The 26,378-nt window shown below is 43.9% G+C and carries 27 protein-coding genes, 1 pseudogene and 2 other annotated features; of the genes and pseudogenes, 3 read left to right on the forward strand and 25 right to left on the reverse strand.

Annotation, left to right across the window (positions count from 1 at the left end):
- Nucleotides 1–11 precede the first annotated feature (11 nt).
- On the reverse strand, nucleotides 12–590 hold the full coding sequence (locus NST56_RS14990) for a sporulation initiation phosphotransferase B (protein ID WP_168748364.1): 579 nt from the start codon (nucleotides 588–590) through the stop codon (nucleotides 12–14).
- 77 nt (nucleotides 591–667) lie between these two features.
- Between NST56_RS14990 and NST56_RS14995 the strand changes: the two are divergent.
- Nucleotides 668–790, forward strand: a pseudogene (locus NST56_RS14995) (hypothetical protein).
- Nucleotides 791–909: 119 nt separating this feature from the next.
- On the opposite strand, the gene rpmA reads toward NST56_RS14995, so the two are convergent.
- The 16 genes from rpmA to valS all read right to left on the reverse strand — a co-directional run bounded on the left by rpmA (nucleotide 910) and on the right by valS (nucleotide 15,340).
- Nucleotides 910–1,194 (reverse strand): 50S ribosomal protein L27, encoded by a 285-nt coding sequence (gene rpmA, locus NST56_RS15000; RefSeq protein ID WP_003222623.1) that lies wholly within the window; start codon nucleotides 1,192–1,194, stop codon nucleotides 910–912.
- Nucleotides 1,195–1,206: 12 nt separating this feature from the next.
- A complete protein-coding gene (locus NST56_RS15005) occupies nucleotides 1,207–1,548 on the reverse strand; it encodes a ribosomal-processing cysteine protease Prp (RefSeq protein ID WP_026014751.1) in 342 nt (113 codons plus the stop codon).
- Nucleotides 1,549–1,551: 3 nt separating this feature from the next.
- Nucleotides 1,552–1,860 carry a 50S ribosomal protein L21 gene (gene rplU / locus NST56_RS15010; protein ID WP_003222620.1) on the reverse strand — a complete coding sequence of 103 codons (309 nt, stop codon included), beginning with the start codon at nucleotides 1,858–1,860 and terminating at the stop codon, nucleotides 1,552–1,554.
- Between the two features lie 13 nt (nucleotides 1,861–1,873).
- Nucleotides 1,874–1,951 (reverse strand) — a sequence feature (ribosomal protein L21 leader region).
- Between the two features lie 57 nt (nucleotides 1,952–2,008).
- Nucleotides 2,009–2,875, reverse strand: a complete 867-nt coding sequence (locus NST56_RS15015; protein ID WP_010335158.1) for a M50 family metallopeptidase — start codon at nucleotides 2,873–2,875, stop codon at nucleotides 2,009–2,011.
- Nucleotides 2,868–3,662, reverse strand: a complete 795-nt coding sequence (locus NST56_RS15020; protein ID WP_268448728.1) for a M23 family metallopeptidase — start codon at nucleotides 3,660–3,662, stop codon at nucleotides 2,868–2,870. The genes NST56_RS15015 and NST56_RS15020 overlap by 8 nt, the downstream gene beginning before the upstream one ends.
- Before the next feature lie 149 nt (nucleotides 3,663–3,811).
- Nucleotides 3,812–4,618, reverse strand: coding sequence for a septum site-determining protein MinD (gene minD / locus NST56_RS15025; protein WP_010335160.1), 807 nt, complete (start codon nucleotides 4,616–4,618; stop codon nucleotides 3,812–3,814).
- Between the two features lies 1 nt (nucleotide 4,619).
- On the reverse strand, nucleotides 4,620–5,300 hold the full coding sequence (gene minC, locus NST56_RS15030) for a septum site-determining protein MinC (RefSeq protein ID WP_168748367.1): 681 nt from the start codon (nucleotides 5,298–5,300) through the stop codon (nucleotides 4,620–4,622).
- Nucleotides 5,301–5,352: 52 nt separating this feature from the next.
- Nucleotides 5,353–5,871 carry a rod shape-determining protein MreD gene (gene mreD, locus NST56_RS15035; RefSeq protein ID WP_010335162.1) on the reverse strand — a complete coding sequence of 173 codons (519 nt, stop codon included), beginning with the start codon at nucleotides 5,869–5,871 and terminating at the stop codon, nucleotides 5,353–5,355.
- The gene (gene mreC / locus NST56_RS15040; RefSeq protein ID WP_010335163.1) at nucleotides 5,868–6,740 is read right to left on the reverse strand and encodes a rod shape-determining protein MreC; all 873 of its coding nucleotides are present in this window, start codon (nucleotides 6,738–6,740) and stop codon (nucleotides 5,868–5,870) included. Before mreC ends, mreD begins: the two co-directional genes overlap by 4 nt.
- A 30-nt stretch (nucleotides 6,741–6,770) precedes the next feature.
- Nucleotides 6,771–7,784 carry a cell shape-determining protein MreB gene (gene mreB, locus NST56_RS15045; RefSeq protein ID WP_010335164.1) on the reverse strand — a complete coding sequence of 338 codons (1,014 nt, stop codon included), beginning with the start codon at nucleotides 7,782–7,784 and terminating at the stop codon, nucleotides 6,771–6,773.
- 91 nt (nucleotides 7,785–7,875) lie between these two features.
- Nucleotides 7,876–8,571 (reverse strand): DNA repair protein RadC, encoded by a 696-nt coding sequence (gene radC / locus NST56_RS15050; protein WP_168748368.1) that lies wholly within the window; start codon nucleotides 8,569–8,571, stop codon nucleotides 7,876–7,878.
- A 36-nt stretch (nucleotides 8,572–8,607) separates the two neighbouring features.
- Nucleotides 8,608–9,177, reverse strand: coding sequence for a Maf family nucleotide pyrophosphatase (locus NST56_RS15055; RefSeq protein ID WP_010335166.1), 570 nt, complete (start codon nucleotides 9,175–9,177; stop codon nucleotides 8,608–8,610).
- A 150-nt stretch (nucleotides 9,178–9,327) separates the two neighbouring features.
- Nucleotides 9,328–10,326, reverse strand: coding sequence for an SPOR domain-containing protein (locus tag NST56_RS15060; RefSeq protein WP_010335167.1), 999 nt, complete (start codon nucleotides 10,324–10,326; stop codon nucleotides 9,328–9,330).
- A gap of 132 nt (nucleotides 10,327–10,458) precedes the next feature.
- The gene (locus NST56_RS15065; RefSeq protein ID WP_339177506.1) at nucleotides 10,459–11,205 is read right to left on the reverse strand and encodes an A24 family peptidase; all 747 of its coding nucleotides are present in this window, start codon (nucleotides 11,203–11,205) and stop codon (nucleotides 10,459–10,461) included.
- Nucleotides 11,206–11,345: 140 nt separating this feature from the next.
- Nucleotides 11,346–12,638, reverse strand: a complete 1,293-nt coding sequence (locus NST56_RS15070) for a folylpolyglutamate synthase/dihydrofolate synthase family protein (RefSeq protein WP_339177507.1) — start codon at nucleotides 12,636–12,638, stop codon at nucleotides 11,346–11,348.
- Between the two features lie 59 nt (nucleotides 12,639–12,697).
- The gene (gene valS, locus NST56_RS15075) at nucleotides 12,698–15,340 is read right to left on the reverse strand and encodes a valine--tRNA ligase (RefSeq protein WP_010335170.1); all 2,643 of its coding nucleotides are present in this window, start codon (nucleotides 15,338–15,340) and stop codon (nucleotides 12,698–12,700) included.
- 59 nt (nucleotides 15,341–15,399) lie between these two features.
- Nucleotides 15,400–15,621, reverse strand: a binding site (T-box leader).
- A gap of 166 nt (nucleotides 15,622–15,787) precedes the next feature.
- Here valS and NST56_RS15080 point away from each other — a divergent pair.
- The gene (locus tag NST56_RS15080; RefSeq protein ID WP_010335171.1) at nucleotides 15,788–15,979 is read left to right on the forward strand and encodes a hypothetical protein; all 192 of its coding nucleotides are present in this window, start codon (nucleotides 15,788–15,790) and stop codon (nucleotides 15,977–15,979) included.
- Nucleotides 15,980–15,998: 19 nt separating this feature from the next.
- Here the strand turns inward: NST56_RS15080 and cotN are convergent, their stop codons facing one another.
- The 8 genes from cotN to hemA all read right to left on the reverse strand — a co-directional run bounded on the left by cotN (nucleotide 15,999) and on the right by hemA (nucleotide 25,651).
- Nucleotides 15,999–17,024, reverse strand: coding sequence for a spore coat protein CotN (gene cotN, locus NST56_RS15085; protein WP_168748373.1), 1,026 nt, complete (start codon nucleotides 17,022–17,024; stop codon nucleotides 15,999–16,001).
- Nucleotides 17,025–17,056: 32 nt separating this feature from the next.
- On the reverse strand, nucleotides 17,057–19,261 hold the full coding sequence (locus NST56_RS15090; RefSeq protein WP_339177512.1) for a LysM peptidoglycan-binding domain-containing protein: 2,205 nt from the start codon (nucleotides 19,259–19,261) through the stop codon (nucleotides 17,057–17,059).
- A 135-nt stretch (nucleotides 19,262–19,396) separates the two neighbouring features.
- On the reverse strand, nucleotides 19,397–20,689 hold the full coding sequence (gene hemL / locus NST56_RS15095; RefSeq protein ID WP_268472285.1) for a glutamate-1-semialdehyde 2,1-aminomutase: 1,293 nt from the start codon (nucleotides 20,687–20,689) through the stop codon (nucleotides 19,397–19,399).
- Between the two features lie 29 nt (nucleotides 20,690–20,718).
- Nucleotides 20,719–21,693 (reverse strand): porphobilinogen synthase, encoded by a 975-nt coding sequence (gene hemB, locus NST56_RS15100; RefSeq protein WP_010335175.1) that lies wholly within the window; start codon nucleotides 21,691–21,693, stop codon nucleotides 20,719–20,721.
- Nucleotides 21,690–22,478 carry a uroporphyrinogen-III synthase gene (hemD, locus tag NST56_RS15105; RefSeq protein WP_268445594.1) on the reverse strand — a complete coding sequence of 263 codons (789 nt, stop codon included), beginning with the start codon at nucleotides 22,476–22,478 and terminating at the stop codon, nucleotides 21,690–21,692. Before hemD ends, hemB begins: the two co-directional genes overlap by 4 nt.
- On the reverse strand, nucleotides 22,468–23,409 hold the full coding sequence (hemC, locus tag NST56_RS15110; RefSeq protein ID WP_010335177.1) for a hydroxymethylbilane synthase: 942 nt from the start codon (nucleotides 23,407–23,409) through the stop codon (nucleotides 22,468–22,470). The genes hemD and hemC overlap by 11 nt, the downstream gene beginning before the upstream one ends.
- A 36-nt stretch (nucleotides 23,410–23,445) precedes the next feature.
- Nucleotides 23,446–24,276 (reverse strand): cytochrome c biogenesis protein, encoded by an 831-nt coding sequence (locus NST56_RS15115; RefSeq protein ID WP_010335178.1) that lies wholly within the window; start codon nucleotides 24,274–24,276, stop codon nucleotides 23,446–23,448.
- A 7-nt stretch (nucleotides 24,277–24,283) separates the two neighbouring features.
- Nucleotides 24,284–25,651, reverse strand: a complete 1,368-nt coding sequence (gene hemA, locus NST56_RS15120) for a glutamyl-tRNA reductase (protein WP_010335179.1) — start codon at nucleotides 25,649–25,651, stop codon at nucleotides 24,284–24,286.
- Between the two features lie 229 nt (nucleotides 25,652–25,880).
- Here hemA and NST56_RS15125 point away from each other — a divergent pair, with 229 nt between their 5' ends.
- Entirely contained in the window at nucleotides 25,881–26,378 is a 498-nt protein-coding gene (locus tag NST56_RS15125) for a hypothetical protein (protein ID WP_229146585.1), read from the forward strand.

Genomic DNA, 26,378 nt, shown 5'->3' on the forward strand with positions numbered 1-26,378 from the left:
AAAAAACACCGCTAGTTCAACCCAATTTCAATTAGACATTCGTGGCTTGTGATCCCAAAACGCATGATATCAAAGTCCTCATATCCATTTTGCCGAAAATCATCAAAGGCAGATATATTGGCAAAAGTTCCGTGAAAATCAAGGTACAGTATCAGCTGTCTGTCAGGATGATCGGTTTGAAGCGAAACGGTTAAATGATTTTCACTGCCTCTAGTAACTGCTTGTTCAAACAGATGAAACAGCTTTCTCATCAGTTTCGCCAATTTTTGATCATAAGCTGACAAATCCTTAATTTCCCCGAGAACTTCATATTCAAGCGTCATACATTGGGCTTTCCAATTAAACGTAAGAAAATCAAACGCTAAATGCGGTGTTTTCAGGTTTGAGAGCTTTGATTCGTGTTTAGCGTCTATCACCATTTCTTCAATGATTTCAAAGACGCGGTCATACTTCTGCAAGCTTAAGTTTCCTTTAATAAGCTGCAGCTTATTCATCCAATCATGCCGGGAATGGCTGAGAAGATGAATCAGTTCATTTGTTAAAGCTGTATCGCTTATATTTTCTTCTTGATTTTTTGAAACATCCTTCATTTTCGCACTCCCAATCATTTGATTTCTTATTTAGGAGTCTGTATAAGTGTGTATTATGAATTATAACAGAGAAGGCTTTGATAGAAAAACAATTGTTTTTCCCAGAAATATCATGTTCCTTTTTTCTGGCTTAGGTTGATTTTCAGCCAGGCAGAACATTTTATGTATTACTGCTTGGGGAACATATCCAGTGGGTTTGAGACATTCGTTCTCATTCTTGGCGGGGTCTGCTCGCACATACTCTGCATAACATTCTTGATGCTTACTCCGCATATTGCAAAAAAAACTCCAGTCATTATCGACCGGAGTTTTTGAATCATTATTGAGCTACAGGATATACGCTCACTTTTTTGCGGTCACGTCCGAAACGTTCGAATTTAACAGTTCCGTCGATTTTCGCAAAAAGAGTGTCATCTCCGCCGCGGCCCACGTTTTCACCTGGGTAAATTTTTGTTCCGCGTTGACGGTAAAGGATAGAACCGCCTGTTACGAATTGACCGTCAGCACGTTTAGCACCTAAACGTTTAGCCTCAGAGTCACGTCCGTTCTTTGTAGAACCTACTCCTTTTTTAGAAGCGAAAAACTGAAGATCTAATCTAAGCATGTAGCTCACCTCCTATATTATGTTTGTGGTCACACGCAAGTGATCTTTGTAATCCCGTTCGATTGTCTCTAACGAAACAATCATGCCTTCAATCAGCAGCTGAGCTTTTTGGCGCGCCTCCGGATCGAGAGATTCAGGGAATTCAAAGTAAAAATAACCCCCATCTTCTCCTATATCAAGAAGCGGCTCGAAGCCCGCCAACGCGATGACCGCGTTAACGGATCCAAACACAACAGCTGTCACTCCGGCACAGACGAGATCTTGTCCATGTTCAGCAAAATTCGCGTGGCCCGTCATTTCAAAAGACAATACGCTTTTGTCAGCACGGGACCTTCTGATTGTTGCCTGAATCATGGCTTACGCGTTGATTTTTTCGATCGTCACTTTAGTGTAAGGCTGACGATGACCTTGTTTTTTATGAACGTTTTTCTTTGCTTTGTATCTGAAAACAGTGATTTTTTTCGCGCGGCCTTGTTTTTCAACTTTAGCCGTTACTGTTGCGCCTTCAACTGTAGGGTTGCCGACTTTCACATTGTCTCCGCCAACAAACAAAACGTCTTCAAAAGTAACTGTTTCACCTGCTTCAGCAGCAAGTTTCTCGATGTAAACAGTTTGGCCTTCTTCAACTTTAATTTGTTTACCGCCTGTTTTAATGATTGCGTACATTCTCTGCACCTCCTATTAGACTAAGACTCGCCAGATACCAGGGGGCTGTAAAACAACTCTTAACACCTGTACTGAGCGGTTGTAGCATTGGTGCTACATCCATAACATTAAAAAATATATCAAAATACAAGGCGTTTGTCAATCGATTTTAATAAGGCAGCAGCAGTTCCTCCATGGAGGAATTTGTCCGTTTATCAGCAAAGTAGGCATGCAGCACTTCATTCTCATCCAGCTGGCTTAACTTCTCTCCTGACTTCTCTATAATAATGGGATGCTTACAGCCTCGTTTGAATTCCGCCATTACATGATAGACTTTATCCTCAGCATTAACGGTAAGCGGAAGCAATTTTTCAAGCTCTCGGTTTTTCCCATAATATCTTTCCAAGAGAAACCTCACATGGATGTAGTGTCTTTGCCTGTACTCCTCAAACAAAGAAACAGCGAGAAAGACAAACAAAACCCATGCGCTGATTTGCAGAGGAACCGCAAATAAAACCCAGCATGCGAGAAGCAGGCAGCACACAAGTGAAGTCTTTAGATTCAGCCGGTGCGCTTTTTGAAAAGCCAGATGCTTTGAAAAAAATAAAAATAACAGCTTGCCGCCGTCAAGCGGCCAAATCGGCAGCAGATTCACAAATAAAATAGATAGATTATAAAATGTAAACAGTTCAAAGGTCTCGTGATTAATTATTGAGAGGCCTGCAAGCATCCAAGCCGCAAGCTGGAGCCAAATGTGCTGAAGAGGTCCGGCAATAATAACCGCAAACTCTTCCTTTAACGGCCGATTTCCGTGCTCTTCCACTTCAACCGTTCCTCCAAATGGCAGCAAAAAAACACGCTTGATTCTCCAAGAAAAAAACACGGCCAGAGCGGCATGCCCCAGCTCATGGATCAGGACAATCACAAGCAAACATAGCAATGCTTTCATATGCCCTGTAACCAGCCCCAGCGCCATGATAATCCAAAGAAAAGGATGAACATGAATTTTCAAGATGAGGTCAAGCCATTTATTCAAATGAGATCACCTGAATCGGATCAATAAATTTGTCGCCGTCTTTCATGGCAAAATAATAGAGCCCTTTGTTATGATCATCGAGTTTAATCGTACCGAGCTTTTTGCCTTTATCTACAAAATCATATAAAGCGACATCCACGTCTTTCAGTTCACCATAAATGCTGTAGGTATTGTCAGCATGCTGCACTTTTACTGTAAGCCCCGTCTCACCGTCTTTACTGACTTCAACAACATAGCCTTCTTTTATACAATCGATTGTATCACTGCTTGTTTCGACTTTAATGCCTTCCCCGTTGTCCTGAAAATCCTGCTGAACTTTACCAGATGCGGGTGCAACAAGATCTTGACTCACTTCAACCTGCTGTTCCTTATTTTTCTTTTCAGGAGAGAGAAATGCAAGCGGGCTGCCAAATTTCGTTTCAAACCAATGGCTTGCTGAAGCAAATTGAAATTCTGTTTCGAAGGTTTGTGCAACGACCGGCTTGATCTGGCTGATGGGTCCAATGTTTGTTTTATAGGCTATGGCAGAAACCAGAACAAGGCAGGCCGATAGAAGGCATTTCAGAATCATTGAGTCTGTTTTCACCAAAGGGTGTCTTCCGCTGAAATTCGAATTGCCATCTTCATATACCGGGATAGCCCCATGTTTTTCCTGATCAGATACCATGACCCAAGACGGCGGTTTTTGCTTTTCGGAACCTGTCTGAGTAGGGAAACGTTTTGAGCCGGAAACCTGTTTCCTTCTTTTCTCTAATCGTTTTCTGATTTCATCTGCTCTGTGACTCATTGCCATCATCCTTTGCATTCGTTGGGTTTGTACATCATATGTCTTGTCCACGGCAATTATTCGATTTACCTTCAGCACAGAGCAGTCAGAAACAAAAAAACCTGACACAGCATTTGCTTTGTCAGATTCTTCTCTTTTATTCTATGAAATTAAGATCTTACTCCGAAAAATGACTTAATCTTAGCCATCATTCCCTTGTTTTGCTCTTCAAGCACCTGCAAAGGAACAGATTCGCCTAAAATGCGGCGGGCAATATTTCGATATGCGATGGAAGCGCGGTTTTTCGGATCCATTGCAATTGGTTCGCCATGGTTAGATGCCTTAATCACTTCATCATCATCGGCAACGATACCGAGCAAATCAATCGACAAATGCTGAACGATTTCATCGATATCCATCGTGTCACCGTTTTTCATCAGGTGATTTCTAATTCTGTTTACAACGAGCCGCGGCGGTTCAATATTTTCTTCTTTTTCCAATAGCCCTATAATGCGATCAGCATCTCGAACAGCTGAAATTTCAGGCGTTGTGACCACTACCGCCTTGTCAGCCCCGGAAACGGCGTTTTTGTATCCTTGCTCAATTCCTGCGGGGCAGTCTATGATGACATAATCAAATTCCTGCTTGAGCTCTTGGACCATAGTTTTGATTTGTTCAGGAGCAACAGCCGTTTTATCGCTCGTTTGAGCAGCGGGCATTAAATAGAGCAAATCATCAAAACGTTTATCCTTTACGAGCGCCTGATGCATTTTACATCTGCCCTCTACAACGTCTACGAGATCATAAATAATTCTATTTTCAAGACCCATTACTACATCCAGGTTGCGCAGTCCTATATCAGTATCTACTAAACATACACGCTTCCCTAAAATGGCTAAGGCGGTACCGAGGTTAGCAGATGTTGTTGTTTTACCTACTCCGCCTTTTCCCGAAGTTATTACGATAGCCTCACCCAATTCACATTCCTCCCTCAAGCCTTGTTAGATCAGGTCTTAAATGAGCCAAATGTTGAAGGCGTTCAATGACCATATTTCCGTCTGTATCTAAATAAGCACATTCCATTTCGTTCCCTTTTTGAATGTGGTCTGGGGAGCGATTTAACACGTGATTGATTCTTAACTGTGTCGGCAGCATTTCAGAGGCAGCAATAACCGCATGATTATTTCCGTTAAATCCGGCGTGGGCAATTCCTTTTAGCGAACCCAGAACAAAAATGTTTCCGCCGGCTCTGACTGTCCCGCCCGGATTCACATCTCCGATCAGAAGCAAATCGCCCTTCACCTCGAGCACTTGGCCTGAACGGACAATTTTTGAGACAGAAATAATTTCCGCTTCCTCTTTCATACGCTGTGCTTCTTTTTTAGTAATGACTTCACTCTCAATAGAATGAACAAACAAATCTTTTTTTGACGCAATTATTTCGGTCAGCTGTTCCTCTTGCTCCTGATATAAGCATCGATTACCCAGCTTAATGTGAACGCTGATTTTCTGGCCTTTTCCATCTGTATATTGTTCAATTGACAGCATATTCTGAAGACCATCGAGAAGCTCATCAAAAGAACATGCATCGTCAAGATGCAATGTCAAACCATTCTTTGTTCCTTTTATCGTTACATATTGCTGCTTTTTGGTCTTCACAATATTCACCTCAACAACATACTCATTTCGTCAAAAAAAGATAAAATCCTTTTTACTCATCTCTCAATTCTTTCTTTAGACTCATAAAAAATAATCTAAATGGGAGAACCAGGATGAGTGCGCTTATCATATTTAATAAAACTGTCGGTATAAACCGGTCTAGCACAAACCCATTAAACGTCATAATGTCTTTGTGAATCAGCGACTGAATACCGAACACATAAAATTCTAGCAGACAAACAGCGAGAACAGCAATCAGGATGACGACAAATGCGTTTGTGTGCAGCACTTTAAACGCTTTTGACGCCAAATAGCTTAGCCCCGCAAAGCCAAACATATAAACACCTAATAGACTTGTATAATTCATATCATATAGAAAGCCGAAAATAAAACCGTAGATCACCGCGTGTTTTTGATTGATAAAAGCTGACATAAAAATTAGCACAAGCATCAGAAAACGCGGGACGAGCACCTGGTCATCCGTAACAAATGGGAAATGCACCAGATCAGTAAAGATGCTTTCCGCCGAAAAAACCAACATCATAACGAAAGGGAGAAGGAAACGTTTCACGATCCTTCCTCCTCTGTATCGACAGTCGGTACATCACGATTAACAACGATCACATTATTTAAATCAGAAAGATCAGCAGCAGGTTTTACATAGGCAACTTTCGTTAATCCATAAGAGTCAGACTCGATCTCAGTCACTTCACCGATTGTCAGCCCTTCTGGAAATACGCCTCCTGTGCCTGACGTTTCAATCAGATCGCCTTTTTTCACGTCTTGTTTATCCTTGCGTTCGATTATGGTCATCTTAAGCCGTTTTTTGTCTTTATCATAGCCCTCGATTAAACCATAGCCTTTGCTGCCTTTTTTCCCGGAAATGGTTGTTGCGACTCTGTTATTACGGTCAGTATCGCTTAAAAGCTGGACCGTAGACGTAAAGTTATTAAGGCCTGAGCTTTTAATCTTCCCGATTAATGCGCCTTTTTCGTTCGTTACCGCCATATCTTTCGCTACGTTTTGCTGTGTCCCTTTGTTAATGGTCACTTGTTTCGCCCAGTTATCAGGGCTTCTGGCAATGACTGTCGCCAAAATCGGCTTGTAATCTTTTATTGATTTCACATGGCCGAGTTCGTCACGCAGGGATTTGTTTTCGTCTTCAAGTTCTTGAAGCTTGGCTTCATATTTTGTTTGCCCGTCAAGCTTTTCTCTCAGACGCTCGTTTTCTTCGTATGTGTTTTTTAAATCACTAATGTTCTCAAATATCCCTGCAAAAAATTCGGCAGGCGTATGAAAAATGTTTTGAAATACTCCCGTCGTATCACCGATCAGTTTCTCAGGCCAGGTGGTATTACGGCCGTCCTTCAGCGAAAATCCAATCATAGCCACCAATATGATAATACACAGAAGTAATAGCATTAACCGTTTATTCGGCATCGTGTTACACCTCTTCTATTGAACTCCCGATTATCTTGTTTTTCCTTTGAAAAGATGGATGTGCTCCAGTGCTTTTCCTGTCCCGATCGCTACACAATCAAGCGGGTCTTCAGCGATAAGGACCGGCATTTTTGTTTCTTCGCTGATGACTTTGTCCAAATTACGAAGAAGCGCTCCGCCGCCGGTTAACACAATACCTCTGTCCATGATATCTGCGGCAAGCTCAGGCGGTGTCTTTTCAAGTGTGCTTTTCACTGCCTCTACAATGGTTGACACCGTGTCACGCAAAGCATTAGAAATTTCTTTCCCGGTAATTTCGATCGTTTTCGGCAGACCTGTCAGCAAGTCACGGCCGCGGATTTCCATTTTATCGGATTCTTCTGCGGATTCAGCAGAGCCGATATCCATTTTAATCGCTTCAGCTGTGCGGTCCCCGATCATCAGGTTGTATGTTTTTCTGATGTAGTTGATAATCGCATCGTCCATTTCATCACCGGCAACGCGGATGGATTGAGATGTTACAATACCTCCGAGGGAAATAATTGCAACTTCTGTCGTTCCGCCCCCGATATCAACAACCATGCTTCCAGTCGGTTCCCAAACCGGGAGATTGGCGCCGATAGCCGCAGCAAACGGCTCTTCAATCGGATACGCGTCACGCGCTCCGGCTTGTCTTGTCGCATCGATAACAGCACGCTCTTCAACCGCAGTAATGCCGGATGGCACACAAACCATCACATAAGGTTTTCTGGCAAACATGCCTTTATTTTTAATGGCCTGATTGATGTAATATTTCATCATGGTAGCCGTTGTTTCATAATCAGCGATAACGCCGTCTTTCATCGGGCGAAGAGCCACTACGTTTCCAGGCGTCCGTCCGATCATATTTTTCGCATCATTTCCGACAGCAACAATCGATTTCGTATCCGTTTGCAGCGCGACGACTGACGGCTCCCTCACAACAATTCCTTTACCTTTTACAAAAACAAGCGTATTCGCAGTTCCAAGATCTATACCAAGGTCTCTTGTACCAATTCCAAACATATGTATGTATCTTCCTTTCTTAAAGCAAAAATACCCTAAAGGGAAAAACTCATAAACTCTATTATAGCTTAATTCGACGAAAAAAAAAGTGTTACAAATATCCTTTTTCCTTTAAACTCACAAATTTTTTGTCGCCAATCACCAAATGGTCAAGCAGCTCGATGCCAATCAGGTTTCCGCATTCAAACAGCCGTCTTGTCACTTCAATATCTTCCCTGCTCGGCGTCGGATCCCCCGAAGGATGATTATGGATACAAATAAAGGAAGCGGCAGATCGTTTGAACGCTTCTTTAAACACCTCCCGGGGGTGGACAATGGATGAATTCAGACTTCCGATAAAAACAGTGCGTTTATGGATGACTTGGTTTTTTGTATTTAAATATAAACAGACAAAATGCTCCTGGGTTAAAAAGCGCATATCCTCCATGACCAGATTTGCGCCGTCTTCCGGGGAGCGGATTACAAAATGTTCTTCATTGGCTAATTTATGAATACGGCTTCCCAGTTCAACTGCTGCCAGTATTTGCACAGCCTTCACAAGACCGATTCCCGGGATGCTGGACAGTTCTTCAACTGAAGCTTCTTTCAGCAGGCGCAGCCCGTCAAACGAACGCAGAAGCCGGTTTGAAAGGTTCATAACAGATTCGTTCTTTGTGCCTGTCCGCAATAAAATAGCCAAAAGTTCGTTGTTTGCTAAGTTCTCGGCTCCGACTTTCAGCAGCCGTTCTCTAGGCTTTTCTTTCTTTGGGAAATCTTTGAGTTTAAATGGCAGATCGTGTATGATCAAGCCCTCCTTTTCTTTCCCTTCCCGTTTATAAAACCGTCAGGCTTCTACATCAAAATCCTTCAGAACTCTCATTGTTTTTGATATAGGGAGCCCTACGACTGAATAATAATCTCCGTCTATTTTCTTTACAAAAAGTGCGCCTTTTCCTTGGATGCCGTAAGCACCTGCTTTATCCATCGGCTCTTTTGTTTCAATATAAGTCCAAATATCTTCTTCACTGAGGGGCCAAAACACAACTTCTGTCTTGTCATAGAACGTTTCGCTGTGATTTGCGGTTTGAATACTGACAGCGGTTATCACGGTATGACTCCGGCCGGAAAGCCTGCGGAGCATAGCAGCGGCTTCTTCTTGATCTTGCGGTTTGCCGAGGCACTCACCGTCAAGACATACCATTGTATCAGCACCGATTACAATTGCGCCCGGATTGAGATCGGCCACAGCCTTAGCTTTTTGTTTTGCCAACCATTGGACGTTTTCTTCAGGTGAAAAGTTTCGATTTAATTTTTCCTCTACTTCACTGACAATAATGGTGTAGGGAATCTGAAGCAGATCGAGGAGTTCTTTTCTTCGCGGAGATTGTGATGCAAGTATAAGCGGCTTAGCCATGTTCGTCATCCTTTCAGGGTTTGCTTAAGAAAAAAAGATACTCATTTATCCTACCAAATCACGAGGCTCGCCACAATTTCAGAAAAATAACTTTTTCATGACAAAATAAAAAAAGCCTGTCACTAAGGACGAAGGCTCAGGCACTTTCTATTATTTAATTACGGCTAAAAGCTGCTGCTGAGCCTTCCATCCGGCTTCAGCACTTGGGTCCTCTAATTCCTTTAACGCCTGCAAAATTGCTTTTTTCTCTCCCGTTTCAGCTGCTTCTGTTTTACCGAGCGAATTTTTTATTTTTTCAACACTCGCTTTTGTAATATCTTCTCCCAAGATCGCCTTCGCTGAGAGCTCCGCTGTTTTCTTGAAAGGACCTGTCATATCCGACTCTATTGATAAGGATAGTTCCTTGCCCCCCCAGGCTTCAAAATCGCTGTCGATTAAAAGCTGCCCTACCTGCTGTGATACAGCCTTATCACTTGCCAGGCCCGCGATGACATACGTGTACCCGTCATCCTTTGACAGAGAAATGGCGGAATATCCTTTTTCAGTCAACTGTTCAGTTAACGTCTCTGCACCCTTTTCATTTGAAAACTTTCCTGCTTGCACTGCATATGTTTTATATGTACCTTCCGTTTGTGCCGCTTGTTTTTCTCCGGCGGTGCTTTGTTTCTCCGCAGCTGTATCTCCTGCTTTTGCCGTCTGGCTGCCTAAAGAGTCATCTAAAGAGGCTGGCGCCGACGCTTCTTTATTGCCTGATATATTTAATGCAAATAACCCTAAGCCGGTGCCTAAAACCGCTGCAAAGGCAATCGTTGCCGCCACTCTTTTTACCGGCTTGGCCGCCCCTGTCTTTCCTTTTGAATAGAGCTTCGATTTTTTCTTTTGATAGGGCGGAACAACTTTGGGATCATCTTTAAACACCTTATCCTCCTCTGAATCCCAGTTAAATTCATCTTCATCAGGATGTTCATGGGAGGCTGCAACCTCCTGCTCCGCCTTTCTCTTTTCCTCCCAATTTGAAAACGTCATGTTTTTTTCTTGCTCTGTCTTCGGTGTCTCCTGCTCGTAAACTGTTTCTTCTTTTCCATTAATCGTCACCTTAAGGGCTTTTTCTTCCGCTTTACTGATTTTTTTTTGCTTCCTTTTTTTCAATTTTGCTTCCTCCCTTCATTTGTGTGACCGTTCTTGTGGCTTTTCATGCTACACACTTTAGCACAGGCGAAAAAAAAAAGAACAAGACTTTTGTCGTCTTGTCCAAAAAACGTTCGTCAAATTTTTCATCAGTCACCCTAACGCCATTTTGACATAAAAGGAAATGATAGAGTCACCGTATAAATAAGCGAAAATGCTTCCTGCCGCAATTGCCGGTGCAAAGGGAATCGGCTGTTTTCTGCCCAGCCTTCCGAACAGTATAGCGGCAGTTCCGTACAATGCTCCTATAAGTACGGAAAAGAAAAACGCGATAGCAAGCATTTTCACACCAAGCACAAGTCCGATGACGGCAAGTAATTTAATATCCCCTCCCCCTATTCCTCCATGAGTGATGACGGCAATAAAGGACAGCAAAAGAAAACCGGCAGCCGCACCTATGAAGCCTTCATACCATGAATAAAGCGGAGAAATGATTCTGCCAGCCGCCAGAAAGGGAAGAAAGAATAGCAATATGCGATTTGGAATCAACATAAAGTGAATATCTGTCACAGAAACAATGATAAGAAGAGACAGAAACAGCAACGCAACAATCAGTTCCCAAGACAAACCAAAACGAAATCCCGCGGCTGCAAATAAACACGCTGTCGAGAGCTCTGCCGCTGGATACATAAGAGAGAGCTTTTGGCCGCAGCTTTTGCATTTGCCTTTTAGCAGAGCAAAAGATAAAACAGGGATTAATTCTGCCGGGGTTAAGCTTCTCCGGCAAAAAGAACATGCCGAACGCGGGTTTATGATGGACATGTGTAAGGGGATACGGCATCCTGCCGTGTAATAAAATGAACCGAGGATAAGGCCGAGGACAAAAAGAATCGGAATCATAGACAACACACCTTTACTCTCATTAGATTATGCTATGGATTGTAGCACGGTTAGCATATTGAACTATAATAAGCAATTTTAGATTTTGACAGAAAAAATCCCGGCAGAATATCATTATTGATTCTGCCGGGACAAAGTCATTACAGCATTCTTTTTCGAATGTCAGAAATAAAATATAGTGATCCCGTAATGAGCACGATATCATTTGAGCCTTTTTTGCTTTCTATTAATTTGATCACTTGCTCCGGATCTTCACTCCAGCTTTTGCTGCCGATTTCACTAGCATCATACAGGTCTTTCGCAAGTGAAGCACGCGGAAAATCAAAAGAAGCAAAATGAATCGAGTGCGCGATGGTTTCCAGTTTCTTAATCATGTCATGATACGGCTTGTCCTTTAACGCGCTGAACACCACACAAATGTCGGAATCCGGGAAACGCTGCTTCATTGTTTCAGTCAGCTTATCGATCCCTTCTTCATTATGGGCGCCGTCTAAGTATACCGGCGGATGTTCCTGAACCAACTCTAATCTGCCCGGCCAAGCAGCCTTAACGAGCCCGGTTCTTATAGCAGCATCACTAATTTCAGCAATGTTTTCCCTGTTAAGCCACTCGGCAGCCAAAATGGACAAAGCCGCATTTTGTCTTTGATGCGTGCCGATGAGAGATGTTCGAATATCTGCATAACACTTTTCTCCTGTTTTAAAAGAAAATTGTTCTCCCGCTGGAAGAGCCTCTTCATTATAAATCCTGCATGTATCATGCAATGACTGAAAAGGAGCAGATTTTCGTTCAGCTTCATGTCGGATTACCTGTAAGGCTTCCGGCTGGGTAACGGCTGTCACCATCGGAATGCCATCTTTAATAATCCCGGCTTTTTCTCCTGCGATTTCTGCAATGGTGTTTCCTAAAATGTTCATATGGTCGTGACCGATGCTTGTGATGACAGTTAAAAGCGGTTCGACAACATTAGTAGAATCGTACCTTCCGCCGAGACCTGTTTCAAAAATAACAAAATCGACCTGATGATACGCAGCAAAATATAAAAATGCACAAGCCGTCATAATTTCAAATTCTGTCGGCTGACCGTGTTCAGTTTGGTCAAGCTCTTCAACGATCGGTTTCACCTGATTGACGAGTGTGACCCACTCCTCGTCTGTAATAGGTGTGCCGTTTACGCTGATGCGCTCATTAAATGTAATGATATAAGGCGACGTAAACGTACCGACAGTGTATCCCGCTTCTTGCAGCATAGAACGGATAAAAGCAACAGTTGATCCTTTGCCGTTTGTTCCCGCCACGTGGAGCGCGCGGATTTTCTTTTCAGGATGGTCCAATCGCTCCATCAGCTGCTTCATTCGATCAAGACCGGGCTTCACTCCGAATTTTAGACGGCTGTGAATCCAGCTGCGCGCTTGTTCATATGCAGTAAACAATGATAATCCCCTCTTTTATAAGACAAGGCGGTTTCTCAAGAAACCGCCTCGGCTTTTCATTAGCCCTTAAGCTCAGCCATTCGTTTTTGAACAGCGTCACGCTTCGCCACGTAATCTTTCTCTTTCTCACGCTCTTCATCAATTACGTGCGCAGGCGCTTTTTTTATAAATCCTTCGTTTCCAAGTTTCTTTTGAACACGTTCGACTTCTTTCGTCAGCTTATCGAATTCTTTTTGCAGTCGGGCGATTTCTTCATCGATATTAATTAAACCTTCAAGCGGAAGTATAACCTCTGCACCTGTGACAACTGCCGTCATTGCTTTATCAACTGCCTCGATATCTGTACCGATTTTCAGTACGCTCGGATTTGTAAAGCGTTCAACATATGAACGGTTTGCTTCGAGACGGGCTGCGACCTCGTCCGTGCTCGCTTTAATGTACAGTTCAACTTGCTTGCTCATCGGTGTGTTTACTTCGCTGCGGATATTACGCACTGAACGGATCAGTTCAACGAGAAGCTTCATGTCAGCAGCAGCTTCAGTGTCTGTATGCTCAGGCACAACAACAGGCCATGTGCTCACAGTAATGGATTCTCCTTGGTGAGGCAGGTGCTGCCAAATTTCCTCCGTTAAGAATGGCATAAACGGATGAAGCAGGCGCATCGTTTGATCCAGAACATAAGCAAGGATGGAACGGGTTGTTTTCTTAGCCGCTTCATCTTCTCCGTATAGAGGAAGCTTCGCCATTTCAATATACCAATCACAGAAATCGTCCCAAATAAAGTTATATAAATGGCGGCCGACTTCACCAAATTCATATTTATCAGCTAGCTGTGTCACACTTTCGATCGTTTCATTTAAACGCGTTAAAATCCACTTGTCAGCTACTGATTTCTCACCTGAAAGATCAAGCTCATCATATGTCATGCCGTCCATGTTCATTAACGCAAATCGAGAAGCGTTCCAAATTTTATTGGCGAAATTCCAAGTTGATTCCACTTTTTCATAGCTGAAGCGAAGATCTTGGCCAGGAGAGCTTCCAGTCGCCAGGAAATAGCGAAGGGAATCGGCTCCGTACTTGTCAATCACGTCCATCGGATCGACACCGTTGCCAAGAGATTTACTCATTTTTCTGCCCTGCTCATCACGGATTAAACCATGGATTAAAACATCTTTAAACGGACGTTCTCCAGTAAATTCAATTCCTTGGAAAATCATGCGTGACACCCAGAAGAAAATGATGTCGTAGCCTGTAACAAGAACGTCAGTCGGATAATAGCGTTTAAAATCTTCAGCTGTCAGATCAGGCCAACCCATAGTGGAGAACGGCCAGAGCGCAGAACTGAACCAAGTATCCAGCACGTCTGTATCCTGCTCCCAATTTTCGCTGTCATCTGGCGCTTCAAGACCGACATATAACTCGCCGGTTTCTTTATGATACCAGGCAGGAATGCGGTGGCCCCACCATAATTGACGGGAAATACACCAGTCGCGAATATTTTCCATCCAATGCAAATACGTTTTTTCGAAGCGGTCAGGAACAAAGTTGACTTTTTCTTCTTTCTCTTGCAATTCTATTGCTGCATCAGCAAGCGGCTGCATGCGCACAAACCATTGGGTAGAAAGGTACGGTTCAACAACTGCTCCGCTTCGTTCACTATGCCCGACAGAGTGCAGATGATCCTCGATTTTGAAGAGAACGCCTGCCTCCTGTAAATCTTTAACGAGCTTTTTGCGGCATTCGAAGCGATCCATGCCTTGATATTGCAGCGCATTTTCATTCATCGTGCCGTCTTCATTCATGACAAGAATGCGCTCTAAGTTATGGCGGTTGCCAAGCTCGAAGTCGTTCGGATCATGGGCAGGCGTAATTTTCACTGCACCTGAACCAAATTCCATATCAACGTAGTCATCGCCAACAATCGGTATTTCACGATTTGTGATAGGCAGAATAACCGTTTTCCCGATCAGGTGCTTGTAGCGCTCATCCTCAGGGTGTACCGCAACGGCTGAATCACCAAGCATCGTTTCTGGACGTGTCGTCGCGATTTCAATTGAACCTGATCCGTCAGCAAGCGGATAGCTCATGTGATAGAATGCGCCTTGAACGTCCTTGTAAATGACCTCAATGTCGGATAAAGCTGTTTTTGTTGCAGGGTCCCAGTTTATAATGTATTCGCCTCTGTAGATCAAGCCTTTTTCATAAAGTTTAACGAATACTTCGCGAACCGCTCGGTTTAAGCCTTCATCAAGCGTAAAGCGCTCACGGGAATAATCTAGGCCAAGCCCTAATTTCGCCCACTGGCTGCGAATGAAGTCAGCATATTCTTCCTTCCACTTCCATGTTTCTTCAAGGAATTTCTCACGGCCTAAATCGTAGCGGCTTGTGCCTTCTTCACGAAGTTTCGCTTCAACTTTAGCCTGTGTCGCGATACCGGCGTGGTCCATACCCGGAAGCCACAGCACATCATAGCCCTGCATGCGTTTCATTCTTGTTACAATGTCTTGCAGCGTTGTGTCCCACGCGTGGCCAAGGTGAAGTCTTCCTGTTACATTTGGCGGCGGAATAACAACAGAGTACGGCTCTTTCGTCTGGTCACTGCCCGCTTCAAAAAACTTACCTTTTAGCCAAAAATCATATCGGTCTTTTTCAACCGCAGCCGGATCGTATTTTGTCGGCATTGTTTGTTCATTCGTTTCCATCATAACCCTCCAGCATGTGTAAAATGGCTGAGAACGAAAAAAGAGCCCTTCATCCTTGGGAAAAGGACGAAAAGCTCTTTCGCGGTACCACCTTTTTTCATGAACCTTGTCAGTTCATGCGCTTCAACGGATAACGGGGGTCTCCCGAATTTCTCTACTCTTCCTTCAAGAAATTGTGCTCCCGGGCGACCTTCCAATCAAACAACATAAGAAGCCTTTCAGCAAGCGGCTTCTCTCTCTGCATGCGTCTTTCTTGTACTCTTCCCGTTCTAAGCAGGTGTATCTATCAGCTCATTATATTCTTTATTTATGTTCTTTATTATAGTAAAAGTGTTTTTGATTCGTCAATCATCTTTTCCAAAAATACTGCTTCTTATACAAGATGGGCAGGCACCTATTGACCAAGTATACATATGATGCTTGTAAATGCGTAGAGGAGGATGCACCGTGAAGAAACGTTTCAGCTCTTATTCCCTGCCGCCGTGGGTCAGGCAAATTCGGCTTGTATCCGCGCAAGTGATTATTCCGATAACGATTTTCCAGGGTATCAGAACCATTTTCTTTCCGACAACCTTTGATGTCTTGCTGCTCGCACTATTGATTTTTTTAGCCTGTGCGCTTCATTTGGAATGGATATAAACAAACAAGTCCGCGCCAATTAAGACGTGGACTCGTTTTCCGCCTGAAATTTTTTCTCTTGTTCAATTTGATGAATTTTCATCACAAACGGCTCTATATTTTTCATTTGCCAGTATGCCTTTAATAAGTGTGTACATTCATCTTTTTCACGGCGTCTTTTCCCGGTCTGATAGCGGTTCAGCACTTTGTACACCGCTGCCGGATAAGCCATGTAACTGAGAAAAAGACTGATTTCAGCCTCATGCAGAGGAAATGCTTTCGTATATGCATAAAACCAATCGACACACTCAGGACAAGCTTTTGGAAAACCGCTGAACATTCGTGTATAAAAGCCGAGCAAGTCGTTTTGCGGCGGCCCCACAGACGCTCTCTCAAAATTCGTAAAATATCCGGTTCCTGCATCATTGTACAGAAAATGGTGAATAGACAGGCTGCCGTGGTTAATGACAACCCTTGAGGTGCCCTTTTCTTTTGCCGCTTCATACCAGTCCTTAATCCGCTCAAGCGCAAAGTTTACAGCGGAAATGGTTTCTGAAAAATAGGTTACAGCCTGCAGTTCAAAGGGAGAAAGGTACCATTCTTTCTCCGCTCTGTCTACAAACTGTTCATAAATGATCTTTTCATTTTCCCACTTTTTTCTCGTTTGTTCATAGTGGCGTTCAATGTCTTCACGCCTGACCTTGATTTCTTGCGCAGTTCTTTCGTGGAGGCGGGCTGTTTCTCTAAATAGATAGCCATGTTTCTGATCCCGCTCTTCCTCTTGGTCAAATTGGAGCCAAGGCATTAAGTAATAGGAGTCTCCCGTTTGTACGCCCCCGGAGAAAAACTCCCCCCCATTTGTTCTGTAAATAGGAACAAAGGAATGAAAGCCTTTTTCCTCAATTGCCACCATTTGATCTGTAAAATGTCTGCCGCGAACCGATTTCATTTTTTTCAGCGCAAATACCCCATAATCTGAATACACTTTCCACACACGAGGACTGACTGGCTCAATAAATTGAGCCGTCAGTCCGTATTCCTGAAGAACCGATTGGACATCTTCCATTCCATTCACCACATTTTCCGATCGCTTACGGCTTACGCATGGCTGCTTTTGTATTGAGGGATATAAAGAATCTGCCCTGCTTTCAATTCATCATCCAGCGCCAAAGAATTCATCCTGATCAGCTGCTGGGAGGTAATGTCGTACCGTTCGCATAAACGTTCAATGGTATCTTCCTGCTGAACAATACATATTTTCATTCTAGAAAACTCATCCTCTTCTCTCGTAAAGAGTTTTGTTAAATAAAGAGAATTATGATTTTCCTTTGTTTCAGGTTCCTTCGTTTGAGCAGCAGGAACATCCCTAGCAACAGCATCTGTTTCCTTCCTTTCAGGGTCGGAAGTGTCAGGCAGCTGGTAAGAATGAAAAGACGTCTCTTCCTCAGGTTCTTCAGGTGAAGGAGTTTTTCTCACTTCAATTTCAAAGCTTTCTTCCTTCTGCTCTTCTTCCTCCAGCAGCTTAGGTGCTGAATAGAAGGAATGCTCTTCTGAATCTTGTTCCGGCAGGAAGGTACGATAGGCCGGAGTGAGCTCTTCTTCCTGAGATTCCTCTTCAGCACTTATCTTTTGATTAAAATGCAGGGTTGGAGCTGCTGCTTCTTCCTTTAAAAGTGCAGCTGGCACTTTCTCCTGCTCTCTGCTTTCTTCTTCTAAAGAAACAACGTTTTCAGGTACCGTTTCCCGGACTTCCTCCAGTTGTTCTGCATCCTGTCGGAGTGCAGGCTCGATGTGATCCGATAGCTCCGATTCTGTTTCTTGTGATTCTTGACGCCGAGCATGCTCAAGAATAGGAGAATCTCGCTGTTCTATTTTTTCTTCTCCACGCTCAGCCTCTGCAGCAGGTGATTTTTCCGTCTCTAAAACAAGCGGTTCTGACAGTTCAGCCTGCTCTTCTTCCATCTCTGCTTTTTTGCGGATCTCTCTTCCTGAAGCAGCCTTTGGGGACTCTGCTTCTATTGTCTCTACTTCCTCACGAAGCCCTGCCTCTGAAAGAATGAGCTCCGGCTGCTTCGCTTCTGCCGCATTTATATCTTCGCTGCCCTCTGGTTCTAAAGCAGGTGATTCTGATCGTACAGTTTCTTTCTCTTGACTCGCCTGCTCTTCACGAAGCCCCGCTTTCGAGACAAGGAGCTCTGGCGCCTCGGCTGGCGCTTCATTCGCTTTTATTTCTTCGCTGTCCTTCAAAGCAAATGGCTCTGACCGCTCAGCTTCTTCCTCTTCATTTTCCTGCTCTTCACGAAGCCTCGCTTCCGAGACATGAAGCTCTGGCGCCTCGGCTGGCGCTTCTTCCGTCTTTATACCTTCGCTGCCCTCTGCTTCTAAAGCAAATGGCTCTGACCGCTCAGCTTCTTCCTCTTCATTTTCCTGCTCTTCACGAAGCCTCGCTTCCGAGAAATGAAGCTCTGGCGCCCCGGCTGGCGCTTCATTCGCTTTTATTTCTTCGCTGTCCTCCAAAGCAGATGGCTCTGACCGCTCAGCTTCTTCCTCTTCATTTTTCTGCTCTTCACGAAACCCCGCTTCCGAAACATGAAGCTCTGGCGCCCCGGCTGGCGCTTCATTCGCTTTTATTTCTTCGCTGTCCTCCAAAGCAAATGGCTCTGACCGCTCAGCTTCTTCCTCTTCATTTTCCTGCTCTTCACGAAACCCCGCTTCCGAAACATGAAGCTCTGGCGCCTCGGCTGGCGCTTCTTCCGACTTACTATCTTCGCTGTTCTCTGCTTCTAAAACAAATGGCTCCGCTTCTGAGACTTGAAACTCTGGCGGCTCAGAAAAACCTTCACTAGGAGCTTCATAGAGAGGAATGTCCGGCTCCCTGTCCGCTGTGTCATCAAGAAGGCCTTCTATTGCTAGATCAGCTTGGATCGTAAGGATGCGCGAGTCTGTTAGTTGATAGTCAAATGCATCAATAAACACAAAAACTTCATGTAAATGACTGACTTTGTTTTTCGGGATGGTAATATCGACAGGGAAACAATGAGTCAGTTCCGCTGTTCCATCCTCTCTCGTTCTGACCTCCTCGACAAACCGCTTATCAGTATAAAACTCCTCAGCATTTTTGCTTTGATCTATGTTGTACTCACCTGTAAGTTCAAGCGATCCTCTGATTGAAACGTAATCATTCACTTCCTGAACCCTAATATCAGGATCTAATGAAATGGAAAGCAGTTCAGAAACTTCCTGTCCTTTTTGGAAACAGATCGTTTCTTCCACAGAAAATTGCAATCGATGATTTTGCGGCAAGTTCATATCCTCCTTTCATCTAATCCTTAAAATTAGATGTCACTAAAGGTGTATGTATGAATTGGAGAAAATATGAATGAGGATGCACAGAAAAAACCGGTACAAGGAAATCCTTGATACCGGTTTTGATTGTACTTATCCGCGGCTGATCTCAGCGAATACGTTCTCAGCTGCCTGAATTGTTTTTTCAATATCCTCATCAGTATGAGCCGTCGAGAGGAAGAGTCCTTCGAATTGAGATGGCGGAAGGAACACACCTTCGTTTGCCATTCCTTTATAATACTTGGCAAACAGCTTCAAATCTGATGCTTTGGCTGTTTCATAATTGATGACAGATTCATTTGTAAAGAAGAAACCAATCATTGAACCTGCGCGGTTAAAGGTATGCGGAATACCGTGCGCCTCTGCCGCTTTTGAAATGCCTTCTTCCAGTCTGTCGCCTTTTTTCATAAAGGTCTTGTATGATTCAGGCGTGAGCTGCTTTAATGTTTCGAGTCCAGCCGTCATTGCAAGCGGGTTGCCTGACAGCGTACCAGCCTGGTAAATCGGACCGCTTGGAGCAATTTGCTCCATAATTTCGGCTTTACCGCCATAAGCGCCGACAGGAAGTCCGCCCCCGATCACTTTCCCTAAGCAAGTCAGATCAGGCGTTACACCGAAATAACCTTGTGCGCAGCTGTAATCGACCCGGAAGCCAGTCATGACTTCATCAAAAATCAGCAGCGTGCCGTACTGTTCAGTAATATCCCGCAGACCTTGCAGGAAGCCTTCTTGCGGCGGAACCACACCCATGTTTCCGGCAACCGGTTCTACGATGACGCCTGCAATATCTTCACCAAACTGTTGGAATGCAAGCTTTACACTTTCTAAATCATTGTACGGAACAGTGATGGTGTTTTTCGCAATGCCTTCAGGTACGCCCGGGCTGTCAGGCAGACCGAGTGTTGCCACTCCTGAACCCGCTTTAATCAGCAGAGAATCTCCGTGTCCATGGTAGCAGCCCTCAAATTTCAAAATCTTATTGCGGCCTGTATATCCTCTTGCCAAACGAAGCGCGCTCATGGTCGCCTCGGTTCCCGAGCTGACCATCCTTACAATTTCTATTGACGGAACTCGGTCAATGACGACCTTCGCCAATTCATTTTCCACCTCAGTCGGAGCCCCGAAGCTTGTCCCGTATTCAGCCACTTTTTTAAGGCTCTCTACAACACGATCATTTGTGTGTCCTAAAATTAAAGGCCCCCATGACAAGACGTAATCAATATACTCATTTCCATCAATATCATAGATTTTAGAGCCTTTTCCGCGCTCCATAAAAATCGGGTCCATATCTACCGATTTAAAGGCGCGAACGGGGCTGTTTACACCGCCCGGCATGAGTTTTTGCGCTTCTTTAAAAGCCGTTTTTGATTTTTCATAGCTTCTCATCTGCCTCAACTCCTGTCAACTGAATAAGATTACTCCGCAAGCCATTTTGCTGCGTCTTTTGCATGATACGTGATAATCAGGTCGGCACCCGCACGCTTCATACTTGTCAAAATTTCTAAGACAATCTCTTTTTCCTTGATCCAGCCGTTCTGAGCTGCAGCCTTCACCATAGAGTACTCTCCGCTTACATTATAAGCCACAAGCGGCAATGTGAACTCATTTTTTACATCCCGCATGATATCCATATAAGAAAGTGAAGGTTTCACAATCAGGAAGTCCGCACCTTCCTCAACATCTGATTGTGCTTCACGGAGTGCTTCCAAACGGTTGGCAGGATCCATTTGATACGTTTTGCGGTCGCCAAATTGAGGCGTGCTGTTTGCTGCATCACGGAACGGACCGTAAAACTCACTTGAATATTTCACAGCGTAAGACATGATCGGAATATTGATGAATCCTTCTTTATCTAACGCTTCTCTGATAACCGTCACAAATCCGTCCATCATGTTAGAAGGCGCAATGATATCCGCTCCGGCTTTTGCTTGGCTGACAGCTGTCTGCGCCAATAGCTCCAAGGATTCATCATTCAAGATCTGTCCGTCTTTGACGAGACCGCAATGTCCGTGATCTGTATATTCACATAGGCATGTATCAGCGACGACAACCAGCTCAGGGAAATGCTTTTTAATTTCCGCAATTGCTTCTTGCACAATCCCATGATCATGGTAAGCTTGCGTTCCGCAATCATCTTTTTCTTCAGGTATGCCGAAAACAATAACGGATTGAATTCCGAGACTGACCAGCTCAGCCACTTCATCCTTTAATAGATCTAAAGATACATGATAAACATCAGGCATTGAAGGAACAGCTTTTTTTCCTTCTAAACCTTCAACGACAAAGATCGGGTAAATAAAATCAGATGGATGCAGACGAGTTTCTTTTACCATCTCTCTCATTGCTTTTGATGACCGCAAACGGCGGTGTCTGTTAAATGATTGACTCATATTCTATCTTCCTTTCTAGACATGCGGCACATTAAATCAAGCATACCGTCAATTGTAAATGTATCAGGCATATACGACGTGATTCCGTACGACAGCAGAGCGTCCCTCGTTAACGGTCCGATGCTGATGCAGGCCGTCTGGTGTGCCTGCCATTTTTTTAATCCTTCTCCCAGAACATGCATAAATGTATGTACGGTTGATGAGCTTGTAAATGTCACAAAATCAAATGAATGCTGATTCGCGGCATTTTTTAATTCCTTGATGCCATCTTCATCAGGAACGGTTTCATATACGACCCATTCCTTCACAACAAAGCCAAGAGGCGTAAGCTCTTTTTTTATCACATCGCGAGATAAATTGCCTTTTATGACCGTAATCCGTTCTGACGGTTCGGCATGCTGCTTAAGAGCGTCCGCCAATTGTTCTGCAATATAGTCATGAGGCATTACATCAACCGATACGTCATACGATTCCAAACGGCGTGCGGTTTTTTCACCAACAGCCGCAATCTTTTTATGACCGGGAACAATTAGCTGATTTTCTTTTAGATAAGAAAAAAAGAAATCGGCTCCATTTACACTCGTAAACACAAGCCAGCCGGGTACGGCAAGATCAATTCGCACCTGTTCCGCCAGATCATTCGGCAGAGCTCGGCGAAACGTGATCAACGAGGTCAGTACCGCTTTTCCGCCAAGCTTCTCCACTTTCTGCTGAAACGATTTTGCCTGCGTCTTATTGCGGGTGACAAGCACTGTTTTTCCTTTCAAAGGAACATCATTTACCATCCTCATCAAGCTCCCGTTTTACGCGATCGATTAAAGCTTTAGCGCCTTTATCAGTCATGAGAGCCGCACAGCGCTTACCGACTTCCACCGGGTCGTTTCCGGTGACAGTTTCTTTGAAAGTCATTTTTCCATCGGGTGAAGCCACAAGCCCTGTCAGTTCAATTTCATCCTGGCCGTTTATCACCGAGTAGCCGGCGATCGGCACCTGACAGCCGCCCTCCATTGCGTTTAAGTAGGCACGCTCTGCCAGTACAGTCCGTTTTGTGTACTCATCCGTAAACTGAGAAAATAACGCTAACAGCTCTTGATCCGATTCTCGGCACTCAATTGCAAGAGCGCCCTGGCCAACAGCTGGAAGACAGCGCTCAGGCTCAAGAAATTCAGTTACGACATCCTGCTTCCAGCCCATTCTGGAAAGCCCTGCCGCAGCTAAAATAATTGCATCGTAATCTTCGTTTTCCAGCTTTTGAAGTCTCGTATCTATATTACCTCTAATCCATTTAATTGTAATGTCAGGGCGCTCAATCAAAAGCTGTGCGCTTCTTCTTAAACTGCTTGTGCCGATAACAGCACCTTCCTTCAATTCAGAAAGCTTTACACGATTCTTTGAAATAAGAGCGTCACGAGGATCTTCCCGTTCAGGAATACAGCCGATCACAAGGCCTTCAGGCAAAACGGCAGGCATATCCTTCATGCTGTGAACCGCCATATCAATGTCTTCGTTTAAAAGCGCTTGTTCGATTTCTTTAACAAACAGCCCTTTTCCTCCCACTTTTGACAGGGTAACATCGACAATCCGGTCACCCTTTGTGACGATTTCTTTTATGTCAAAAGCAAAAGAAGGATTGATTTCCTTCAGTTTGCGGATGACCCATTTTGTTTGGGTCATAGCGAGTTTGCTCCGTCTGGAACCTACTTTTATCGTTCTCATTTTTTCTTTCCTCCCGAATCTGCTTGGGCACATTATTTAACTGAACCAATGGAATTGAGACAGGCTTCCGAGCAGGAAATAATTGATCATTAGCACGAGAAAACAAGCCGTATTCCACAGTGCAGCGACCTTCCCCTGGAGCTCTTTAATCAGCCTGATATAGAGATAGTAGCTGTACAGAAGCAGGACGACAAACGAACCAAGCACTTTGGCGTCGAACCAATACAGCGTTTCAAGTGACACATACGCCCAAATGACGCCGAGAATCAAACTCAGCAAGAGCATCGGGACGCCAATGACATTCAGTACGTACGCCATATAATCAAGCTTAGACAAATCTTCTATTCTCAACAGCCACTTTCCCCATTTTTTCTTTTTTAACAAATGATATTGAAACAAATAGAGCACAGAAAATACAAAGGAAAGGGAAAAAGCGCCGTAAGAAAGAATTGCCATTGTAATATGAATCACTAATAGCTCTGATACGAGCTGACCTGAAAAAGCCGCTGACTGCTGCTCCGTCGGTGAAAATGTATGAATGGCGATCATAGCAAACCCTATTACATTTGTAAAAAACACAATAAAATCAACACGCAGCAGCTTTGTCAGCACAAGTGACAGTGTGACAAGCACCCAAGCATAAAAATAAAGCGCCTCCGTCACATTTAATACCGGAAACCTCCCCGTCACCCACATAAAATAGGCTAAATACACGGTTTGCAGAGTCCAGACAATAGAAAGCAACCAGAAGGCCATTTTCCCAGCCTTCCGGTTGTGTTGAAGAAAATCTATAAAATAAAAGAGTACACTTAATGCGTAAATGACGATTGTCCCTTCATTAAGCCTTGCCATTGCAGTATCAATCATTCAGCTTTCACTCACTTACAAGTGGGGCAAACCCCGCTCTTGATTCAGCCTTCTTATAAGAATGGACCTCTTGGCTGCCTTCAACGCTTTTGATCATTTGCCGGCCCGCAGCTTCTTCAATATCAAAAATCTGCATAAATAAAGCCAGCTTTTCTTCAGAATCAGCCTCTGCCGCAAGTTCTTTCACCTTTAATATTGGGTCGCGCAGCATTTGGTTAATGATACTTTTCGTATGTTTATTCAAAAGTTTTTTCTCTCTTGTCGTCAAATGTGGCAGCTTCCGTTCGATGCTGTCCATCGTTTCAGACTGGATTGCCAGCGCCTTTTCACGCAGTGCTGAAATCACAGGCACTACACCGAGTGTGTTCAGCCATTGTTTAAATTCCACAATGGTTTCTTCGATTAACAGTTCAACCTTCTCAGCGGTTTCTCTCCGCTCTTTCAGGTTCGCTTCTACGATCCCTTCAAGATCGTCTATATCATAAAGGAAGACGCCCTCAAGATCGTTCAAAGCGGGATCCAAGTCTCTTGGCACGGCGATGTCCACCATAAATAAAGGACGGCCCTTGCGAAGCTTATTCGCGTTTTCCATCATATCTTTAGACACAACAAAATCACTCGCACCGGTAGAGCTGATTAAAATATCGGCTTCTGCAAGCGCGCTTTCAAGCTGATTTAAGCTTCGCGCTTCACCGGAGAAACGGTCTGCAAGTTCTTTCGCTTTCAAGTATGTTCTGTTAATGACGGTCACTTTTCCGATCCCCTGTCCGTGCAGATTTTCGGCTGCAAGCTCGCCCATCTTTCCCGCACCGAGAATTAATATATGCTTACTTGAAAGGTTTCCGAAGATTTTTTTCGCAAGCTCAACGGCCGCATAGCTAACAGACACTGCATTAGAGCCAATGTCTGTTTCGGCGTGAGTCCGTTTACCCACTGTAACTGCCTGCTTAAACAACTCATTAAAAATCGTGCCAATCGTTTTTTCTTGCTGAGCTGTTTTGAAGCTATCGCGCACCTGGCCGAGAATTTGCGTTTCACCGATCACCATAGAATCCAATCCGCAGGCTACACGGAACAAATGCTCAACAGCCGCATCGCTTTCATAAAATCTTAAAAACGGAGACAGGTCTTCTTTGCTTAAGTGAAACCAGTCAGCTAAAAATTTCTTTATATAATAACGGCCGGTATGGAGCTGGTCGACTACCGCATAAATTTCGGTGCGGTTGCAGGTTGATACGATGATATTTTCGAGAATGCTTTTCTCTGCTTTTAGCTGCACCATCGCTTCTGCAAGCTCATTCGGCTGAAAACTTACTTTTTCACGTATCTCAATAGGGGCGGATTTATAATCTACTCCCACAACAAGTATATGCATAGCTTTTATTACACCCCCAACACCCAAACTTTATTTATAATCATTCTAACATAGAATTCATTATTTATAATAATTATAACATAGTTTCTTTCGCAAAATGTGAACAGATTTCAAAAATCTTGTGCTATATTAGAAAAAGCTTCACGAACAAAATATGTTCCTATTGACAATAACAAAAACAGCAGAAATTTACTAAAAATCAGCTCTAGATAACAAGAAGGTGATATGCATGAAACAAAAATCAATTTTATTTCCTTGTCTGCTGCTCGCCGCTTCCGTATACGCATGGCTTGAAAGCGGCCAAGCCGAACTGTTTTCAGGACAGGATCAATGGCCTGTTCTTCTTATGCTGTTAGGCGCAGCCTTTATATACCAAGGAAAAAAAGAAGCAGTTTCCCCGCATTTCTTTATCGGCTTGCTTCTCTTCGGAATCGGTTTGCACTTTTTCGTTAAGCCAAAGTGGACATGGTGGCCGGATGATTTTGAAATGCTTCTCTTCATGGTCGGCTTCTCGCTGCTCGTTTCAACCGTTCAGAAAACAGAATATGTATATGAAGCTGTTTCGATGATTTGTTTTTCCCTGTTTCTTTACTTTTTCAAACAGATTATGGCTTGGCTTGAGTCTGCGCATATTCCCACGGCCCTGCTGAAAGAGTATTGGCCGTTTGTGTTTATCGGAATCAGTTTATTGTTATTATTGATAAAACGAAAAAAATCTATACGATAA

This window comes from Bacillus sp. FSL R5-0560 (genome assembly GCF_037966305.1).
GTDB lineage: Bacteria > Bacillota > Bacilli > Bacillales > Bacillaceae > Bacillus > Bacillus mojavensis.